Raw genomic sequence first — 18,461 nt, 5'->3', positions numbered from 1 at the left:
GTCTGGTTCGAATAATTAATATATAAACTTTTTTAAGTTGCATTGAATACGGAAGAGAAGGATAATATACAGTGCCATGAATAAACCGGCCTGATGAGAAAAAACAATTCCAGAGTGTCGGTACAATGGACTGAAAAAGGACTCTTGGAAAAAGACCCTTTCAGGAAGATGCATTATTTTGACCTTGCACTTGAGCTTGACCCCTGTAACCCCACCGCTTTGAATAACAAAGGAATGCTTCTTCACAGAGAAGGAAAATTCAGGGAAGCTGTTGAATGCTATGACAGGATACTGGGCCAGTATAACATGTCAGGATCATTAGCCGCATTATATAACAAAGGTCTGGCACTCAAGGAAATGGGAAGATATGAGGCCGCACTGAACTTCATGAGCAAGGCATTGAAAATACAACCTGATAATAATAAGATCAAAGGGCATATTGAAAACCTGAATGCTATCATCGAAGGTAAAGCAGATACAAAGACAAGGATAACAGCATATGTGCCCGCAAAGGACCTTGCCGTGAACCAGATATATGACCGCTGGGAACCGCCTGCTGTGAGCACCCTCCTGACACATTCAATGAAATGCAGTCTCAGGGATATAAAATACCGCAAGGGCTTTGGGGAAGATATCATAAAAGAAAAACTGATACAGGACAATCTCAGCCAAAAGGTGTACTGTTGCAGATCGTGCCAGTTCCAAAAAAGGAATGTCTGTCATCACCGGGACACAAAAGCGATGGCTGTTGCACCCACTGCAATATGCAGGAATTTCAGGCCTGATAAGATGAGAATCTAAGGCCGGCAGGGAAAAAAAGGGCCTTGAAACCCTGTATCAGAGTATTCCCAGTTCGGTCAGGCGCTCAGGCAGGTATTTATCCGTAACAAAGTCCAGGCCCTTGCCTGCAAAGGCTTGCTGTTCAGCCTTTTTGTTTATGTCAAGCTGAAGGCTTATCTGTTCCTTCCAGTAATCACTTTCAAACCTGGGATCTGTAAGTTCGCTCCTCAGGGCAGCTACATCCTTATCCGTCAACTTGTCGGTGGATAGTTCATACTCTACTATATCAGATGGTTGCACGCCAACAAACTGAGCACCGGGAGTTGCCATGTACTCTGAAAGGTGAGCACTTTTTATTGCCCCGTAAGCCACCGAGGCAAATATGCGATATGACCATGGATCACCATCAGTGAACACCACCACAGGCAGGTTAAGCTCTTCGTTCATTCTTTTGATGATGCGACGGGTGGAACGTGCAGGCTGCCCTTTAAGGTGTACAAGTATAGCATCATTTTTTTCATCAAAGCCATTCTCAATAAGCCTGGCATACATACCACCAGTTTCAATAGCAATTATAAATTTCGCATCCGATTCCAAAAACTCGATGTTCTCCACGTTGAAAGGTATCTGGTAACCGCTCTCACCGATATCTTCCTGGCAGTGGATCACACGATCACCTCGTTTTGTTTCTTCACGCAGACGTACCGGGCCGAACATGGTCGCACCGTCTTCTTCCGGACGCATATGGAAATATTCCCTTTGAAGACCTGAGATGATCTCCAGATCCTCTATCAGCCTGTCACTCTCGGGCTGTTCCCGGAATTTGGCTATGTCCCAGTTCTCCGAGATATAATACAACTCCCTTAATGTTGAGCCCCTGTTCTGCCCCAGGTGGTTCTTTATGAGAAAATCGATAACATGAGATGTTTTCAATAACTGGAAAGCACCTTTGACAGTCTTGGCACTCCTCTCCGTTTCCCTGTCACCATATACCCAGACATCACTATCTTCAGAATATTCTATATTGGCTTTTGTACGACTTGGAAGAGAAACATTTGGCACTATCTCATCGATAAACTGGTCGTACATCTCACCTGCAAGTCCGAGCAAGCGGTTGCTTGCAATCTGATCATGTTCCTTTCTCTGACCGGAAATCTGTTCTGCCATTCATCATCACCCCTTTATAGCTTTTGCACCGGTAACAAGCTCCTCTTCAAGGCCTTCTACTATAAGAACAGGCAGCTTTGCTACTTCCGTATCATCCAGGGAGGCAACTGAATAGCGAACGACCTTTGAAGCGCCCGGGGATACACTAAGGTTCCATATGTAATCGAAATCATTGCCCATGTCTATGATCCGGGGTTCCGGCACCGCACCACCTATCTCAAAGGGGACCATGTCATGAACCTTAAGGTCCTGCTTTTTAGCTGAGAAGTTCTTGACACTTATGGATATATTTACCCCGCCGTTACCATTGGATTCGACCGCCCTGCTTACAAGGAGGTTACCCATGATCTTTGCAACTACCGGGTTTATGTCGGGGACTTCACGATCCAGTGTTTCGGCTAGTTTCTTTGCCATCCTGGGAAGAACCTTTGTGATGATTATTTCTTTTTCACGCCTCTTCTTCAGGCTGTCACGTTTGTTAAGATACCTGTTCAGTTTCCTGGCAACTTCCTTTATAGCCAGCTCAACTTCATCCTTTATTTCAGGTATATCAGCAACTGCATCCTTGGACTCGGAAGTAAAAGGTACATTTGTAGAAGCTACGTGCACAAGAATGACAACAGGCCCGCTGGGCAATCCCCCTCCTGGCTGGTTTAAACCATACTGCTTCCATTTAACTGATTCGATGGCATGGGTGATAACACAACCTCCCTGCTGATACAGCAACGGAACCCTGTTAGCAAAACGCATGATCTCCACACGATCATCCTTTTGCAACTCGCCTCCATATGCAATCCCCACTTCTACGATAAAAGGGTTCCCCGAAAAAACCGACGGACTCCTTGTGGTCGTAGCTATGAAATCAACACTTACCTCCTTTTCAAGTCCTTTGTAAATGAGACCTTCACCTATTGGGGAAAGGCAATCCGTCGGAGGTGACATTATCTTTACTTTAGAGAAAGCATCAAGAAGTTTCTTTGACTGGTCACGGGTCATCCCATGAGGATCCAGTTCAGGATCAAGACCTGCGGCCTTGCATATTTCTTCAGCTGCAAGATGCCCTATTTTGGAAAAGGAATAACGCAAAAAAGGAGATAATTTCTGCCTTTCTGTGTATCTTAGCATTTTCATGAGAGTACCAAGCTCTATTCCGTGCGGGTGCGGCAATATCTCTTTTGCAGGAACAGGAAGTTTGTCCGTTGCTCTTTCAAAGACCACTTCATTGCCATCAGGCTCTATCAGGGTAATCCTTGCGTGAGGATTTACTATCGCTGTTGCCTTAAGATATTCGTAGATAGATTGTCTCCTGCCCTTTACATAGGAGGCCTCCATCTCCATTTCAATGCGTGTACCATGAGGCCTGTCCCAGTCAACGACATCATCTTTCAGTATTTCAGGCTCGTTTGTACTGGTATTGATCATCAGTTCGTAATAATGAGCAGGCTTCCCATGACCGATCTTGGATATGATCTTAGTATGGTGGCCCGATGTCAGCTGGGAATAGAGTACAGATGCGGATATGCCTATACCCTGCTGTCCGCGGCTTTGTTTGAGCGCATGGAAACGGGATCCGTAAAGGAGCTTTGCAAAGACCTTAGGGATCTGGTCTTTGACTATTCCCGGTCCGTTGTCTTCCACGATCACGACCACATTGTCCTTCCCGGACCTGTCTATCTGCAGGAATATGTCAGGGAGTATCTCTGATTCCTCACAGGCATCAAGGGAATTGTCCACTGCTTCCTTGACGGTTGTGATAAGGCTTCTTGGAGCGGAGTCAAATCCCAGTATCTGCCTGTTCTTTTCAAAGAATTCCGCAACACTTATTGATTTCTGGTTCTTGGCAAGCTCTTCTGCAATCGGATTATCCATAAGATTATCTTCCTTGTCCGTTATTGTTAATTATCTGCGTGACCAGAAAATAATAACCCAGAATATATAAAAATGTTTTTTCCGGGATCACTTCAACTCTGCACCTACAATTGTCTGAGTTGCAGTGACAGATTCGGTCTCACGTATCAGATCCACGATACTATTGAGGCTTCCCAGATCATCGACCTCTATGATCACAACGAAATCATATTCTCCGAAAACATGATATATGTCCTTTGTCCCCTCGATCTTGTTGAGTTCATTGAAAGCTATCCTTTCGCTGCCTGGCAGCACGTTTACCATAGTAACACCGACAATGGTAATACATATCATCTCCTTTAATTTTATAGGTGGTTAGATGAACATACAAGACATGCAAGAATTTAAAACTATCCGGGAATGGATGGAGACAGTAAACCCAAGACCAAACACTAAGCGAAATTATCTAACTGGTATGGTTAAATATTGCAGGTTCACAGGATTAAACCCGGATGAACTATTACAGGAAGCAGACGAAGATATTAAGGCCGGTATCCTGCCCAGAGAGCGAAGGATAAAGAAAAGGCTAATATCTTATAGGAATTGGCTTGATAGTCAGGGATTGGCAATAAACACAAAGTTAAACGACATGTCAGGTCCACGATCCTTTTACAAGACGTTTGACCATGAACTGCCCAGGCTGCCCAAGTGGGAGAGAGCAAAGCCTAAAGAGGAACATCTTGACATTCCAACCAAGGAAGATATCAGGCAGGCTTTACAAGTGTGTGACCTGCGGAATAAAGCAATTATCCTGACAGGTTGCAGTAGTGGATTGTCAGCTGATGAGATCACAAATTTAAAACTTGACCAATTCTTAAAAGGATATGATGATGTAACAGAAATTTGTACCTTGTTTATCAGGCGTGGAAAGTCGGGACAGGATTTTGTTACATTCTTAAGTCCTGAAACAACCAGAACAATAAATCAATATATAGAATATCGAAACCGTGACCCTATGACATGTGACAAGCGGGAGCATGCACAGAGGGATAAGCAGCGCACTTATGGCAATGCGGGATATCTATTCATAAAAAAACAAGTGCCCAATGATTACCTTGATTCATACGATGAGGAATTAAGGAAGCTTGACACAGACGGATTACTAAAGGCCTATAGGACCCTATCAGCCAATGCAGGCATAAGCACAGATAAAGGCATCTGGAATCTTGTAAGGTCCCACAATATGCGTAAATTCTTCAATACAACCTTGAAGAATGCGGGTTTCGACAGTGAAAGAGTTGAGTATTTAATGGGTCATGCGTTGGATGGTGTGAAAGGTGCGTATTACAGAGCGGACTCTGAAAAATTGCGGGAAATGTATCTAAAATTTGTACCATATTTAACGATCCAGAAAGAATTAGATGTCTCAAAAGCAAAAGAGTATCTGGAGAAGGTGCAAGAAAACGAAAAGTTAAGAGGTGAAGTGGTAACACATGCTCTGGAGCGGTCCGAGCTTGCAGATATGAAGAGGGAGCTTGAAGCACAAAAGAAACGGCAAGAGGACCTAAATACAATACTCGAGAAGTTAAAAGAGAATCCTGCAATACTGCTAGAGGCACTGGGAAAGGTAAAGTAATAGCTTTACCTGTTTCATTTTAAACATGGATCATTGACGGTAATTACAATCTTGAAGGGTCTCCTTGTTTTCTCTTTTATTTCTTTTTCTATTGTTTCAGATGTTATTAGCTCCGGTCCGTATGAATCATAAATGCTATCAATAATCTGGGTCTTAATTTCGTTTGCTAACTGGAAAATGGCCCATTTTATAGGTTCGGTTGTCGCATATATAAGGGGCTCAACCTCTTCCCTGGGTGTCTGTTCTTCATCGAAAAAGGTATCTATGTACTTTTCTACATCCGAATATTTTAGAAAATCATCCCTGTTTATTTCGACTTTATTATCTATCACTAAATCAACTGAATACTTAAAATCATAATCATCGGAGGCAGTTTTTAGATTGTCTGAAAATATGTTTTCTACCCTTTCATCATTGTGAATTGACAAAACGTAACGCTTCAAATCATCTGCATGTTGTGGGTTTAAAACATACCCGGCCCGGCCTTCAGGATTTTTGATTATAACCTTGTCGGAGAAAAGGGAATCTAAATGTCTAAAAACGGTTGATTCTGATTTATCCCCTATTTTGCTTACGATTTTGTGGAACTGTACTGGCTCCGGGTGATTTCTTGCTAGAATATTTAATATCTGTTCAGGCACGGTACCAAATTTGATACTCTTTACTTTTTGCGACATACTTGCATAAATGCAAGCAATCCTTTTAAACATAACGGTAAATGTAGGTACTGAGGTAAAACATGCTTCAAAGAAAAGTCCAAAAGATACATCAAAGTAACTTGGTTGCAATCCCTGCACAACTATGCAGTATGTTAGGAATCCAAAAGGGTACTATCATGGGAATAGATGTTGAAAACAATAAGATCGTTATGACTCCGGTAATAGCCGACCAAAGCACCACCGGAGCCAGCCAGGCATAAGGAAGGAGGCCCAGCATTGCAAATTAAACCGCAAAGAGATAAAGAGCTTTCCATGTGGGCGCATCAGTTCACACAAGAGCGCAGGGACAGCATAGACTATTTTTTAGAACACGGATCGCCAATAGAGCGGGCACTTGTGAATACGGTTATTGAGCTGGCAGGCGGTGATGATGACGTTTAAAATAAGAACAGCCCCCCGGACCAACAGGGAGCAGGAACGAGATGTAACTCCATGTTATAATAGGGTCCCATCATTTATAAAAGTTCGTATTGTTACGCACAAAAGCCACTTAACCGAGTGCAAGGAGATTGTCGCACTGCATGAGTATTGCAAATGTGCACCATACAGGAATATTTTCAAGTTGCAGGCGGTGCTCTGATGACGTATGTACCAATTTTGAAAACATGCGCAATATGCACAAAGGAAGCAAACGAAAACCCGGAAGGTTTGCAGATTCCATGCATATTCAATGATGAGTACAGTTTTGATATTATGCTGGTATCCGGCCACACTGTCGAGGATGTTGTTCTGAGATCATGCACAATCGAAGATGATATCAAAGACATTGTAATGACATTCAGTGATAACCACCCATACCACATAATTGATGGCGAGAAGATAAGAAAACATTATAGAATCAATGCGATGGATATTGCGGCAATCGTTGAAAGGGAGGTGATAGAATGACCTCGCCATTATTTGCCGAAGACCCAGACACTGTTTACAAGAACACAGTTAACAAGTTCTGCGAATCAATTGACCATGTAAAAATAGTTAGGGGAATTGTTCCAAGCGACCCGGTGACATGGGAAATACATATCCACGGTGGAGTAGTTCGGATTGATTCAAAAAAAATCCGTTCACAAGAAACTTTCCAAAACACTTACATAACAGAGTTTAACAGACCTGCGCCTGGATTCAAGAAAACCGATTGGTTTAACTTTATCAATCATATGAGCGAGGTGGCAGAGGTCGTCACATCAGATGAGGACACAGAGCACGTGTACATAGCGAAGCAAATTATAGTAGAAATTCGCAAACTGTACATGCGTGGCGCAGAGGATGACCCAGAAGAAGCGATAGCAACAAACCGATTATTACGAAAAGGTGAATATCTATGCATTGCCGGACCAACTGTTGAGGAGTTAATCCAATCAAGAAACTACCACGTTGCTCCAAACGTACTGAGCAAGGTAATGTCTGATATGGGATACAAGAAACCAGGCACACACCAGATTAGATGTGGTGCACATGGAAGGCCTTATTTCTGGTGGTTTTATGAGAGTGAAATATCGGACAGTGTCGACCCCACGACAACCCCAGAAAATGAGATTGGTGGACTGGTGGTGTAGGTGGTGCACATGTCTATATATAGAGAATTATTTTTTAAAATCATGCAAATTTGCTACACCACCTACACCACTATGTATATAGATAGCGTTTTTGGTGGCTTACCACAGGCAAATAGTACATGCACCAACACACACCACATAAGCCAAGAGGTGAGATTATGACCGAGAGAATTAAAATCTTTGGTCCACCTGGCACAGGAAAGACCTATACTATGATGGCAAAGTATTCATCGTTGCTTAATCAGGGATATGGCCCCGAAGATATAACCTGTACAACCTTCAGGAAATCTGCAGCAGCAGATTTAATATCAAAAGTGCAGCAATGGGCAGACTATGAAGAAGTAAAAAATCATGTAGGCACATTACATTCAATTGGTTTTAGATTGCTAGGATATCCTGATCTAATCAACAACAAGCATATAATAGAATTTGCAGAGAAATATAAATATATGGCTTATATGAAATCACAAGCAAAAAACAATATTGATGATGATGAGATCGTTTATGATGGGCATATTCTCAACCTGTACCAATGGATGAGGAACACAAGAACACCGGCAGATAAATATTACAGGTATCCGGGAATCAATAACGTATCACTACCAGCGCAAAGAATCCCTCAATTTATCGAAGATTACAACGGGTTCAAGGAAGAAAAGGGAATTATCGATTTTTCCGATATGATAGAGCACTGCATACAAAAAAAAATCACATTGGATACACCTGTTCTTATGGTTGATGAATTCCAAGACCTGACAGGCCAGCAGTATGAGCTATTTAAGTTATGGTCAAATGACTGCGAAACCGTTGTAATTGCAGGAGATCCTTTACAAAGCCTATACGGTTTTTGGGGTGGAAGTCCTGATTATTTCAATGAATGGAATGGGAAAGAAGTAGTCCTGCACAATTCACACAGGTTACAAGCGGACGTATGGAATCTTGCAAAGCAGATACTGAAATATGAAAGACAATACCCGCCAGAAGTAACAACCAAAGAAGGCACAAAGGCACTAAGACATATTACTCATGACATGTGGCCAGAACATCAAGGCAGTAAGTTACACCTTGTCAGATGCAACTATCAGGCAAATGCAATAGCTATGCGACTTGCCGAAGCTGGAAAGGTGTTTGGTGGTGTTTGTGGATGGTCTGAATCTGAAATGAGCTTGTACAACGCTATAATCAAGATAAGGACCAGTGCACCGTTAATATCAACTGACGTTAAAACACTGCTCGACAACTACGCGGCAAAGTATTTTCAATATTCAGGAAGAAAGCAAGATTTAATAAAATATCTGGAAACCGACTACAAGCCAACGCTTATAGAATTCAATCCATTAATCAAACCAGATTTTTATAATATCCTGAAATCTGATAAGCCAGCATCGTATATATCAAATTGTGGGAATTTGAAACTATCGAAGATCAACAATGCATTAAAAACACATCCGAAATACATAACAGAGGACAGTTTAAAAGAATGTCAACTATTAACAATTCATGGAGCAAAAGGACTGGAAGCTGATACGGTTTATATGCATACTGCAATTACGCCGAGAATCAGGAAGAACATTATAATACCCGGAGAAGAATCACAGGCAGAGGCTAGGGTATGGTATGTAGGAGTAACCAGAGCAAAAGAAAATCTGTATTTAGTGAAGGATGAAGGACATAATTACGGTCTTCCGGTGGTGGCAGCATGAGCACTGCAACTGATATAACCAGAGAACACTATAACCGACCTGAAATCAAAAAGATCATCACAAGCCTATCACAAGATGATGCTTATTGCAGGTGGGGAAACGGTGACGGTCACGGATGGTATAAGTATAATCGGAATGGTAAGTATGCTTATAATCTCAGTATAGAGCAGGATTATAAAGCAATTACAGACAAGTATAGGACATTATACTGGACCCTTAATTATTTTGATGCCAGGATATACGAACAGGATTATACCGATGTAACAAGCGAGGAAAGCCCATTAATAAGCAGGCAATACACCCAGGGATATACGTTAGGCGTGGATATAGATAAGGGCCATGGGTGCGATATACGCGACCCAGAAGTAAAGCAGGCAGTCGAGGACATGGGACAATTCTATACGGATAAGCTCCGGGAACATGCCCCCAATTCTATACATTGCCTATTTTCAGGTGGTGGAATCTATGTAATGCTACACCACAGAGCAATAGAGGCATATTTCAGGAAGTTTATAAATAGCAATGAGTGGGAACATTACTTTAACATACTGATTAAAGCTTATGGTTATGTGATAGAGAATATCCGCAAAGAATTCTTTAAGCAATATCCACAGCATGAAGGGAAGGTTAAACCCGATAGCCTGAACAATAGCAAGAGGGTTTTTAAATCAATATTCTCTTTGCATTTGAAACAACCGTATGCAGTGATCCCGCTTGACCCGGATAACATCAAAATAGATTTTGATAAGGCAAAATTGCCATTAAGTAGCGAAGTGATAGAATCCGGAAAAAGATGGTATCAATCTTATGATACGGATAACGGGTTCTTAAAGTTCATGGGTCCATATCTTGAAAAGGCAAAACATGAACTTGATAAGTCAATGTACCTGAGTAAATCAGGCGGCAACGGTGCAGCGTTTGATATTGAGGCGGATGTCTCAAATAAGATAATATGTGCGGAGAATTGGCCACCATGCGTTAAGAATGTGCTTGCACTAGAGAAATGTGGAGAAGGCAGGACCCGCGCACTTGCTTTTATAGCTGCATTCTTAGGACAGGTGGGAATCCCAGAAGATCAGGCAAAAGAAATATTCTATGGATTGGCTAAGAGATGGGGAGCTACTACGAGTAACGTTTTTGAATCGTGGTATAGACGTACAAAAGTGGCGTCATGTGATAAGATACGAGCAGATAATAACACAGGATACCCCGGAGTATCATTAAAGTGTTTGAATGTCTGCAAGCCTGAACCAAGATGCATAAATCTTCCAAGTCCACGCTATTACGCAGACAAGGAAGCGAATATAAAAAGACTGAGGAATAAACTAACAAAAACTAATATATCTAACAAAAAATAATATCTTATGTGGAGCTCCAAACAATGAAGAAAAGAAGATCAACCCGGAAGCCTGCAAAGGTTCGCAACGGTTCAAAGAATCAATCCTTATCACAGTATGCACCTGGCAAAAGGAAAGTAAAAGTAAGCGGATATACCGTAAGGGCACATACACGGAGTTACCCTCGAAAGTAACTCCTGCTTTCATTCCTATCTTTTCCGCTACAATGTTTGTAGTTTTTCCTTGTTCTTCATTGTCCTGTTGGCGCAACGTTGCGCTAACAGGACAATGTCACGGGTTTGTTTCCCGTTTTTCTCTTTCTCCCGTTCAGGCAACATTGCCTTAACGGTGTTTTCTTCTTTTTTATATTGTTTTAATTCCGATAGTTGCCTTCTCTTTGCTCTCTCTGAAACAATCCCAGAAAAGCGAAGGTAAAACACAACAGCAGATAGGGGAAAGTATAGGGTGGTCACGTAGTAATGTTTTAAACTATTGTAGATTAAGTGAAACAATTGACACAGCATTATTGGATTCGTGTAAGATGGTACAATCTGGTCGTGTGTCAGGAAACGACACAAATGTGTCATTCAATTTCACAGAAGGCTGGGTTAGGAATTCAGGATTATACGAACTAAAAGCAGATAGGCAAAAGCAGTTTATGGATTGGTTTTTAGAAGGGAAAGCAAAGGGGAGCACACAACAGCAGATAGGGGAAAGTATAGGGTGGTCACGGGAAAAAGTTAAAGATATTGTTAAATTGGAAACTTCCATTGGTGCAGATATTCTAAATTTAGCAAAGGAACACCAAGAAGGCCGTGCACCCAGCATTGGTGCAAGTGCACCATTCAATTTCACAGAAGGATGGTTCAGGAATTCAGGATTATACGAACTAAAAGCAGAATCACAGTAAATCAATTCTCCCCTATACGTTTTTACCTATTCTAAACATTGCTACCCATAGCGCAGCATAGTGATTATATTATTATGAACATAGGCTTATAATAATATCTGTAATATTTTGCGTATTGTATTATTACTATTGGTTATATGTGTACTGTAATAATCGTTATTGAAAATATTACCATTGGTTATCAGTTTCCCCATCTTTTTCAGTAATATTTTGCATCAAAAATATAGCTTATTCGATATAGTCATTTAAGTTTATGCCGTGGTATGTACATCCGCCGCCACCAGACAGCCAGCCGCCATAAACCGCCATGCTCCGAGATATACGCAGCTGATATTTTGTTTTTTATGTGGCGTTTTTATGTCTGATAGTAATTGGGGTATAAATACAATCGTAAACCTTTTATGCATGGGAGTAATAGTACTATATATGGGACATGATTGTATAGCTATCAGGGTTTTAATCCCCTGCAGAGATGCAAAACGAATAGATGAGATCGTTGAAGCGGGTCACTTTACAACTAAATCCGATTTTGTGCGGACCGCAATACGTGAACAGATAAAGGCAGGAGGTCAGGCATGAGCGTAACCAGAACAGCAAGCGGAATCAGGTATGACACAAAAGTGAGATCAAGCAAATCAAGTTCATCTTTTCCAAAGGCAACCAAGAGCACCGGGTCAGGCAGTGCGAAGTTAGCAGCGTTCAAAGATCAATCTGCAATCAATGCAACCAAAGGACCTGCAGCCCCTAGAGTAGTTCACCCTGGTGTGAGTGCACCAAGCATGCAACTAGCACCCAGACCACCGGCAAGCCTAGCACCTTCCAGCCTGAAAAGCTCGCCATTGCTTGCACAGCTTAACGCACCAAAGCCGAGCATGTCACCACGTCAGCAGCAGGCCCTTGTAAGCTATCTTACAGTACGAAGCCAACCCAAGAGCGTATATGATTCTTACAGAACAAAACAGATAGCCGATGCAGCAAACAAAAGAGCCGAAGCCTTACGGGCATCAGCCGCAAACAAGATTGATAAACAGAATGCACCACCTGCGTTAAAATCCTTTATGAAAGGAGTAATTGCTGATACACCTGCAAATACTATCATGATGTTCGGGAACTCTGCCTTCGGTGCAGAAGCAGCAATAAGAAACCCAAGACTAGCACCCGCAGCATTGAAGTATGGATTAATTGAAACAGGCAAAGCAATAAAGGCAACTGGCAAAGAGGACCCGGCAAGATTGGCAGGTCAAATTATCGGCGCAGTAGTTGCAGGGAAGGCCGTGGGCAGAGTAGCAGGCAAAACAACGAAGGGAACTAAAGCACCCGCAAAGGCGAAGTCTAGCAAGGTCACAAAGCCACTATCCAAACAGCAACGACTAGCTGCAAATGTCGCAAAGAAAAATAACATACAACTGAAAGCAAAAGCCAGATCCGTACAAAGAAAGATCACAACAGCCAAGAAGTCGGCAACCAGCGCAGCCAAGAAGCAAGCCAGGATAAACACATTACGTAAAGAGCTTAACACCATAAAAAAGGGCATAGCAAAGAACGAGGCCATCATATCCGGCAAGCGCGCAATCAGGAAAGCAGGCAAGACAACCACCCAGGCAAAGACAGCAGTACGCAGATCATCACCTGCAAAGAAGGGAAGGTCACTATCAAGGAAAGCCACCAAAGCCACACAAGCAGCTAAGCGAGGCGTAAGAAGGTCCACGGTAGGCAAGACAACCAGACGCACAGCAAGAGCCGCAGGCAAGGCGAAGAGGACCGGCAAGGCGGCAATAAAGGGAACTGCTAGAACTATGAGCCGTGCAATAGCCAGGGAATACAACAAGGTTAAATTATCACTTGCCAGGGCATTTAGACGCAAACCCACCGGAATATCAAAACAAAGATTAGAAGCATTGCAGAGGGAGCTTAACACGGCCAGCAATCAATTCAGAAGGAAGAGAATAACCGCGTTAGAGTTCAGGCAGGCAATCCGAAAAATTAACAAAGATTTTGAAGCATTCGAGAGAGCAGAGAAGGCTAGGCAACCAACCCCGGCAGCGTTCAGGGTGTTTGAATCAGCACCCGGTACAAAGAAGGGCATATCATCCGGTGTGAATAAGCAAGGTAGAACAGTACGGAATATAGGCCAGGAATTCAAGAAGCAACAGAAGCCACAAGGGGCAGCCGTAGCAAGCGGAGCAGGCGACCAGGTACTACTCCAGAAGGTAAAAACCGTAACCTTACAGAAGCAAGTACAGAAGCAAGCACAACAGGTTAAGCAGGTTCAAACCGTTAAGCCTACACAGGCACAGAAGCAAGTACAGAAAGTAATAGTAAACGGCAAGGTAAGGCAAATAAAAAAAATGTCACCTGTGTTTGCTACTGCAATACTTGTAGCCAGGCCAATGCTTGCACAGGCAACAAAAGCCGCACTGTTACAGAAGGCAAGGCAGATATTATCACCCGGGACCGTGCAAGCAATCAGACCAGCCACAGCACAGGCCACAAGACAAGCACAGGCACAAACACAGAGAACAGCAACCCGACAGGCAACGGCGCAACGTTCCACGACCAGACAAGCACCTATGCGGCAGATAATGCCAGCAGTGCCGGAGAAATTGCCAATCAAAACAAAGGGAAGTAAACGGACCACAACCAGAACAAAGAAGAAGGGAAGCCGTCAGCTTTCATCGAGGCAATTTAGAAACGAAGTCGCGAGCATCAATAGTATATTCGGGTGATACAGTGAGGATCATCACCACCTTTTTTATTGTTGTTTGCTTGTATGCAGCAGGGGCAACAGGTTACATTATAGCAGATAACCAGCCTGAAATAGAAAACCTTGATAGATTCAGCGATACCAGCATATATACAAACATGCAGGAATCGCAGGACCTTGATTTTTTTAATGAATCGCTTGCAGACTTCAATGTTTCATACGATTATCAAAGACGCGTTTATGATTGTCGGGAGTTTAGCGCGGTCCTGGACCATCACTTAAAGAAGCGTGGGTTTGATTGTGGCCTTGTCCGGATTGCATATGATGACCATAGCGGGCATAGAATCAACTGGGTAAGGATAGACAACGAAACTCTAATAATTGAGCCACAGACAAGCGATGTCATGACCCTTGATGATCTGCAAAACCGGTATCCTAAAAATATCATAGCCGTGACACTGCTTGATTATGACATTGAAGTCAGCAAAGACAAGAGGTTCTATTATGAAAACTAAAATAATATTTGTGGCATTTATATTAATGTGTTTATGTGGTAATGCTTTAGCTTATGCAGGTGGTGACGGGAGCGCAGGCAATCCCTATCAGATCACAACAGCCAACGACTTGCAGAATATGAATAATGATGTAACAGCGCATTACATCATGATTAATGACGTAGATGTTTCACACCTTACATTTACACCGATAGGTGAAATAACCACCGTTGGAATGTTTGAAGGTTCTTTCGATGGGATGGGGTACACTATTGAAGGATTGACAATAGATCACATGGACGACCACGGCGGTTTATTTGCATATCTTGATATGGCAACCGTTCAAAACGTTACAATAGCCAACGCCACCGTTACTGTATATTGGGATATGATGTTTCCTTTTGTTGCAGTTCTTGCAGGCGAGGCAACCGATTCAACAATTAAAGATGTTACAGTTCTGAATAGTTCCATAGATTCCGATACTGACAGAGTAGCCGGGCTAATTGGCTATGCGAACAACTGCGACATATCCGACTGTTTAACAGACGTGGAAATAACCAGCCAGGGCTCCTTTACAGGCGGGCTAATAGGCCACCTGCTTAATTCAAATGTAGAAAGATGCATGGCATTAGGCAACGTGACAGCCACAGGCAACGTACAGCGCACAGGTGGCTTAATAGGTTGGTCGGATGATTCAAATATAATCAATTGTGCAGCACTTGGAGATGTAGCCGGATATAATCAGGTAGGCGGCCTTGTTGGTAAGTTTGAAGGCACAGCTTATAATTATGCAATTGAAAAGAGCTATTCAGCCGGATCGGTTACAGGTACACTTCAACCCGGCGGGCTAGCAGGATATGTTTATCCGGCAATATCTTCAAAGGTCGTTGATTCTTATTATGATAGCACCCGAAGCGGACAGAGTGACACCGGGAAGGGAACACCAAAGACCACGGCACAGATGATGACCAGATCAACTTATACAGGGTGGAATTTCCTTGATGTATGGTTCCATGATGTTGGTTACCCGGTCACTGCAAGCTTGACACCTGATGATTTTTATTTATATCCTGACGGTGAAACCTTTAATGTTATTGCACCACCATTGCTGCATGAGGTAACATTCGATACATACAGGTTTGGCGCAAATTCTTACAGCGTGAACATTGCGAAGGATGCAACCTTTGCACAATCCGTTTATTCAATCACAACCAACGCACAGGCTTTAACTAACCTTTCCAGGACCGTTAATCTACAAGCCGGTGAATATCACATAAGAATACAGGCAAGGGATTCAGATGGGCAGGTATTCGATACTACAAGCTCCACGTTCACAGTGTCCCAAACATTCGATCTTAACAGTACAAGCGTGGCAGGAATGGTATATTCCCTTGTAAACGGGATACAAACACCGCTACCCGATACATTGGTAAAAATCTATAATGAGACGTGGAGCGATAACTTCGTTGTAGGTAGTGCAGGCTACTATCAGTTTATTGATCTTGCTGCAAACAATACTTATAACATAGTTGCAACGCGTGACGGATACCGGGACAGTGTCGTTAATCAGTTTACTGCAAGTAATAACACAACGATTACAAAAAACATCTTTATGGAACGTGAAACCGCTCCGACTTACATACAGCCGCATCATGTACAATTCATAGTAAAAGCACTATGGGGAACTGTTTACGAAGGTGTGACAGTTACTGTTTACGAAGGTGACAGCGCAACAGCCCTTTATACACAGGTTACAGGTTCAGATGGAGCGGTATCCTTTGAACTATCAGAAAGTGTACTCTATCGATTAACAGCCGTAAGCAGTGAACTAAACATAAATCAGGAAATGACAGTACCACCGAATAAGAACAGTTATAATTTCTACGTATATAGATCAATATGGGATTCATTCGAGGAAGAGCCAAGTATTTCAAAAGACATCGATATAACCGTTGAGACAAGCACAATAGATAATGATGATGCGTATGTCAATGTCACTTACTTTGATGCAATGAGCGAGACTACAAGCCTTGTTATAAGCGTTGTACAGATTAACAACGATGGAAGTTACAAGACAATAACCAGCCATAATGCAGGCAGCAATAACAATGTATCGCATAGTTTTTTGGTGAATGATTACACCGGAGAAGGTTATTTAGTGCTATTCGAAGGAACGCACACAAGCATAGGAGAATTTGAAAGAACATACTCCATTCAATTTCCTGGCATGAAAGAGAACTTCGGATGGAGTACTATCTGGATATGGTTAGCAGTATGTGGCCTGATCTTTGTTGCGGGAATGTTCGGACAGGCTGACGTACACCAGGGAGCTATACTAGTTGTAGTAGCAGGATGGATAATGTACGGTATGGGCATGTTTGCAGGGTATAGCGTTGTCATGGGGCTAGGTGTTGCAACTGCAATAGCGATAGCGGCATACATGGCGCACAGGTCAAAAGAAGAAGGAGCTTAAAAAAAACTATTTTTTGAGGTACATAATAAAAGCGATAGGTTTTTATTACTATGGTGCATATTGTACCTTATGCAATTAAGAAGAAGTGACCGACATGACCAACCTTAACACTATGGTGGGAATCGTCATTGGTCTTATGATCATTGTCGTAGTGTCCTACCTGACAACCGGAGTAGGTGAGCAGGTGGCAAATGCGCTTCCAGTAAATGCAACGGGTGACTTTGCAAATGTGCCAACCGGAGCGAGCATACTTGAGACAAACATGGCTATTGTATCCATCACCATCCTGATCATCATAATCAGCGTGGGCATCGGTGCGATCCGTGGACTTCAAAATAAGGGCAATGAGTAATTTTTTTTGCCGGGATATACACAACGGGGAACGGTTTTGCCCATCGTTCCCACTTCTCCAACAAAATAAAAAGGGTGATTCAACTACATGACAAGGAGAACGACAGCAAAAAGAAAGACAACGCGTAAGCCTGCAAAATTTGTAGTTACAGCTAAGTACACCATGCAAAGCAGGCCAATGACAACCACACAAAAGAACGCACTTGTAAACAAGGTTAGGCGGTCAGGTGGCAAGGCAACAGCGAGGCGCGTATGATTATTAAATACTCAAATCGCTATGAGTTGACACTTTTTTTATTATCCGACCTCGGCCAAACCGATCTTAAAACATTACATCGGAAACTTACTTCTTTTAACGGTTATGAATCCGTGAGCGTTGAAGCGGTCCGCCAGCATCTTAAAACAGCCAGGACTTACAGACACGTGGAAATGAATGGCACAGGAAATAAGTTTTGTAAGTATGAACTTACAGACAGTGGTCAATCGTATGTTCGTAACCACATGAACGAAATAGAAGCGATTTGAGCCATTTTTTTTAAGGGGTTAAGGTGTTTGCCTTGCTACCCTTATGTTTTTGCCACCACTGGCTTTATTTTCAATCCTTCTATTATCTTACGGGTTCTAATGCTAGATAACCCTGGACTTTAACAAAATTAAATTTATCACCTTTTTTTATGCCTTCTAATTTTATAATATCATTGGGAATAGTTATTCTATACTGTCCTTTGAACTCTTGAATCGATACTGTCATATTTTTCACCTTATTTTTAAGTACTGCTAATAGTA

General features: G+C 42.4%; 20 protein-coding genes. 15 read left to right on the top strand and 5 right to left on the bottom strand.

The window, feature by feature from the left end:
* Positions 1 to 93: 93 nt before the first annotated feature.
* Positions 94 to 801, top strand: coding sequence for a tetratricopeptide repeat protein (locus V7O64_RS00325; protein ID WP_407356045.1), 708 nt, complete (start codon positions 94 to 96; stop codon positions 799 to 801).
* Between the two features lie 36 nt (positions 802 to 837).
* Here the strand turns inward: V7O64_RS00325 and V7O64_RS00320 are convergent, their stop codons facing one another.
* From V7O64_RS00320 to V7O64_RS00310, 3 genes are all read right to left on the bottom strand, one after another.
* A complete protein-coding gene (locus V7O64_RS00320; RefSeq protein ID WP_407356044.1) occupies positions 838 to 1,947 on the bottom strand; it encodes a DNA topoisomerase IV subunit A in 1,110 nt (369 codons plus the stop codon).
* A 6-nt stretch (positions 1,948 to 1,953) separates the two neighbouring features.
* Positions 1,954 to 3,816, bottom strand: coding sequence for a DNA topoisomerase VI subunit B (locus tag V7O64_RS00315; RefSeq protein WP_407356043.1), 1,863 nt, complete (start codon positions 3,814 to 3,816; stop codon positions 1,954 to 1,956).
* An 87-nt stretch (positions 3,817 to 3,903) separates the two neighbouring features.
* Positions 3,904 to 4,119 (bottom strand): Lrp/AsnC ligand binding domain-containing protein, encoded by a 216-nt coding sequence (locus V7O64_RS00310; RefSeq protein ID WP_407356042.1) that lies wholly within the window; start codon positions 4,117 to 4,119, stop codon positions 3,904 to 3,906.
* A gap of 55 nt (positions 4,120 to 4,174) precedes the next feature.
* Between V7O64_RS00310 and V7O64_RS00305 the strand changes: the two genes are divergently transcribed.
* Complete coding sequence (locus V7O64_RS00305; RefSeq protein WP_407356041.1) at positions 4,175 to 5,431, top strand: tyrosine-type recombinase/integrase; 1,257 nt, start codon at positions 4,175 to 4,177, stop codon at positions 5,429 to 5,431.
* Between the two features lie 14 nt (positions 5,432 to 5,445).
* Here the strand turns inward: V7O64_RS00305 and V7O64_RS00300 are convergent, their stop codons facing one another.
* Positions 5,446 to 6,108: a hypothetical protein gene (locus tag V7O64_RS00300; protein ID WP_407356040.1), complete on the bottom strand. Its 663-nt coding sequence runs from the start codon at positions 6,106 to 6,108 to the stop codon at positions 5,446 to 5,448.
* A 62-nt stretch (positions 6,109 to 6,170) separates the two neighbouring features.
* On the opposite strand from V7O64_RS00300, the gene V7O64_RS00295 reads away from it, so the two are divergent.
* The 13 genes from V7O64_RS00295 (at position 6,171) to V7O64_RS00235 (ending at position 18,200) form a co-directional block, all read left to right on the top strand.
* Complete coding sequence (locus tag V7O64_RS00295; protein WP_407356039.1) at positions 6,171 to 6,350, top strand: hypothetical protein; 180 nt, start codon at positions 6,171 to 6,173, stop codon at positions 6,348 to 6,350.
* Between the two features lie 16 nt (positions 6,351 to 6,366).
* The gene (locus V7O64_RS00290; protein WP_407356038.1) at positions 6,367 to 6,531 is read left to right on the top strand and encodes a hypothetical protein; all 165 of its coding nucleotides are present in this window, start codon (positions 6,367 to 6,369) and stop codon (positions 6,529 to 6,531) included.
* Positions 6,532 to 6,729: 198 nt separating this feature from the next.
* Positions 6,730 to 7,038 carry a hypothetical protein gene (locus V7O64_RS00285; protein WP_407356037.1) on the top strand — a complete coding sequence of 103 codons (309 nt, stop codon included), beginning with the start codon at positions 6,730 to 6,732 and terminating at the stop codon, positions 7,036 to 7,038.
* A complete protein-coding gene (locus V7O64_RS00280) occupies positions 7,035 to 7,703 on the top strand; it encodes a hypothetical protein (RefSeq protein ID WP_407356036.1) in 669 nt (222 codons plus the stop codon). Before V7O64_RS00285 ends, V7O64_RS00280 begins: the two co-directional genes overlap by 4 nt.
* Positions 7,704 to 7,861: 158 nt before the next feature.
* Entirely contained in the window at positions 7,862 to 9,406 is a 1,545-nt protein-coding gene (locus V7O64_RS00275) for a UvrD-helicase domain-containing protein (protein ID WP_407356035.1), read from the top strand.
* Positions 9,403 to 10,764, top strand: a complete 1,362-nt coding sequence (locus V7O64_RS00270; protein WP_407356034.1) for a hypothetical protein — start codon at positions 9,403 to 9,405, stop codon at positions 10,762 to 10,764. Before V7O64_RS00275 ends, V7O64_RS00270 begins: the two co-directional genes overlap by 4 nt.
* A gap of 538 nt (positions 10,765 to 11,302) precedes the next feature.
* Positions 11,303 to 11,653 carry a hypothetical protein gene (locus tag V7O64_RS00265; RefSeq protein WP_407356033.1) on the top strand — a complete coding sequence of 117 codons (351 nt, stop codon included), beginning with the start codon at positions 11,303 to 11,305 and terminating at the stop codon, positions 11,651 to 11,653.
* A 426-nt stretch (positions 11,654 to 12,079) separates the two neighbouring features.
* Positions 12,080 to 12,232, top strand: coding sequence for a ribbon-helix-helix domain-containing protein (locus V7O64_RS00260; RefSeq protein WP_407356032.1), 153 nt, complete (start codon positions 12,080 to 12,082; stop codon positions 12,230 to 12,232).
* Positions 12,229 to 14,379 (top strand): hypothetical protein, encoded by a 2,151-nt coding sequence (locus V7O64_RS00255; protein WP_407356031.1) that lies wholly within the window; start codon positions 12,229 to 12,231, stop codon positions 14,377 to 14,379. Before V7O64_RS00260 ends, V7O64_RS00255 begins: the two co-directional genes overlap by 4 nt.
* A 4-nt stretch (positions 14,380 to 14,383) precedes the next feature.
* Entirely contained in the window at positions 14,384 to 14,872 is a 489-nt protein-coding gene (locus tag V7O64_RS00250) for a hypothetical protein (RefSeq protein ID WP_407356030.1), read from the top strand.
* Positions 14,862 to 17,324 (top strand): hypothetical protein, encoded by a 2,463-nt coding sequence (locus V7O64_RS00245; protein WP_407356029.1) that lies wholly within the window; start codon positions 14,862 to 14,864, stop codon positions 17,322 to 17,324. Before V7O64_RS00250 ends, V7O64_RS00245 begins: the two co-directional genes overlap by 11 nt.
* Positions 17,325 to 17,418: 94 nt before the next feature.
* On the top strand, positions 17,419 to 17,676 hold the full coding sequence (locus V7O64_RS00240; protein WP_407356028.1) for a hypothetical protein: 258 nt from the start codon (positions 17,419 to 17,421) through the stop codon (positions 17,674 to 17,676).
* Between the two features lie 368 nt (positions 17,677 to 18,044).
* Entirely contained in the window at positions 18,045 to 18,200 is a 156-nt protein-coding gene (locus V7O64_RS00235) for a hypothetical protein (RefSeq protein WP_407356027.1), read from the top strand.
* Positions 18,201 to 18,282: 82 nt separating this feature from the next.
* Here V7O64_RS00235 and V7O64_RS00230 read toward each other — a convergent pair whose 3' ends face one another.
* Positions 18,283 to 18,426: an AbrB/MazE/SpoVT family DNA-binding domain-containing protein gene (locus V7O64_RS00230; protein WP_407356026.1), complete on the bottom strand. Its 144-nt coding sequence runs from the start codon at positions 18,424 to 18,426 to the stop codon at positions 18,283 to 18,285.
* Positions 18,427 to 18,461: the final 35 nt, after the last annotated feature.

The organism is Methanolobus sp. WCC5, assembly GCF_045690325.1.
Taxonomy (GTDB): Archaea; Halobacteriota; Methanosarcinia; order Methanosarcinales; family Methanosarcinaceae; genus Methanolobus.
The sequence above is the reverse complement of the archived record's forward strand: the minus strand, read 5'-3'. Positions and strand labels throughout refer to the sequence as shown.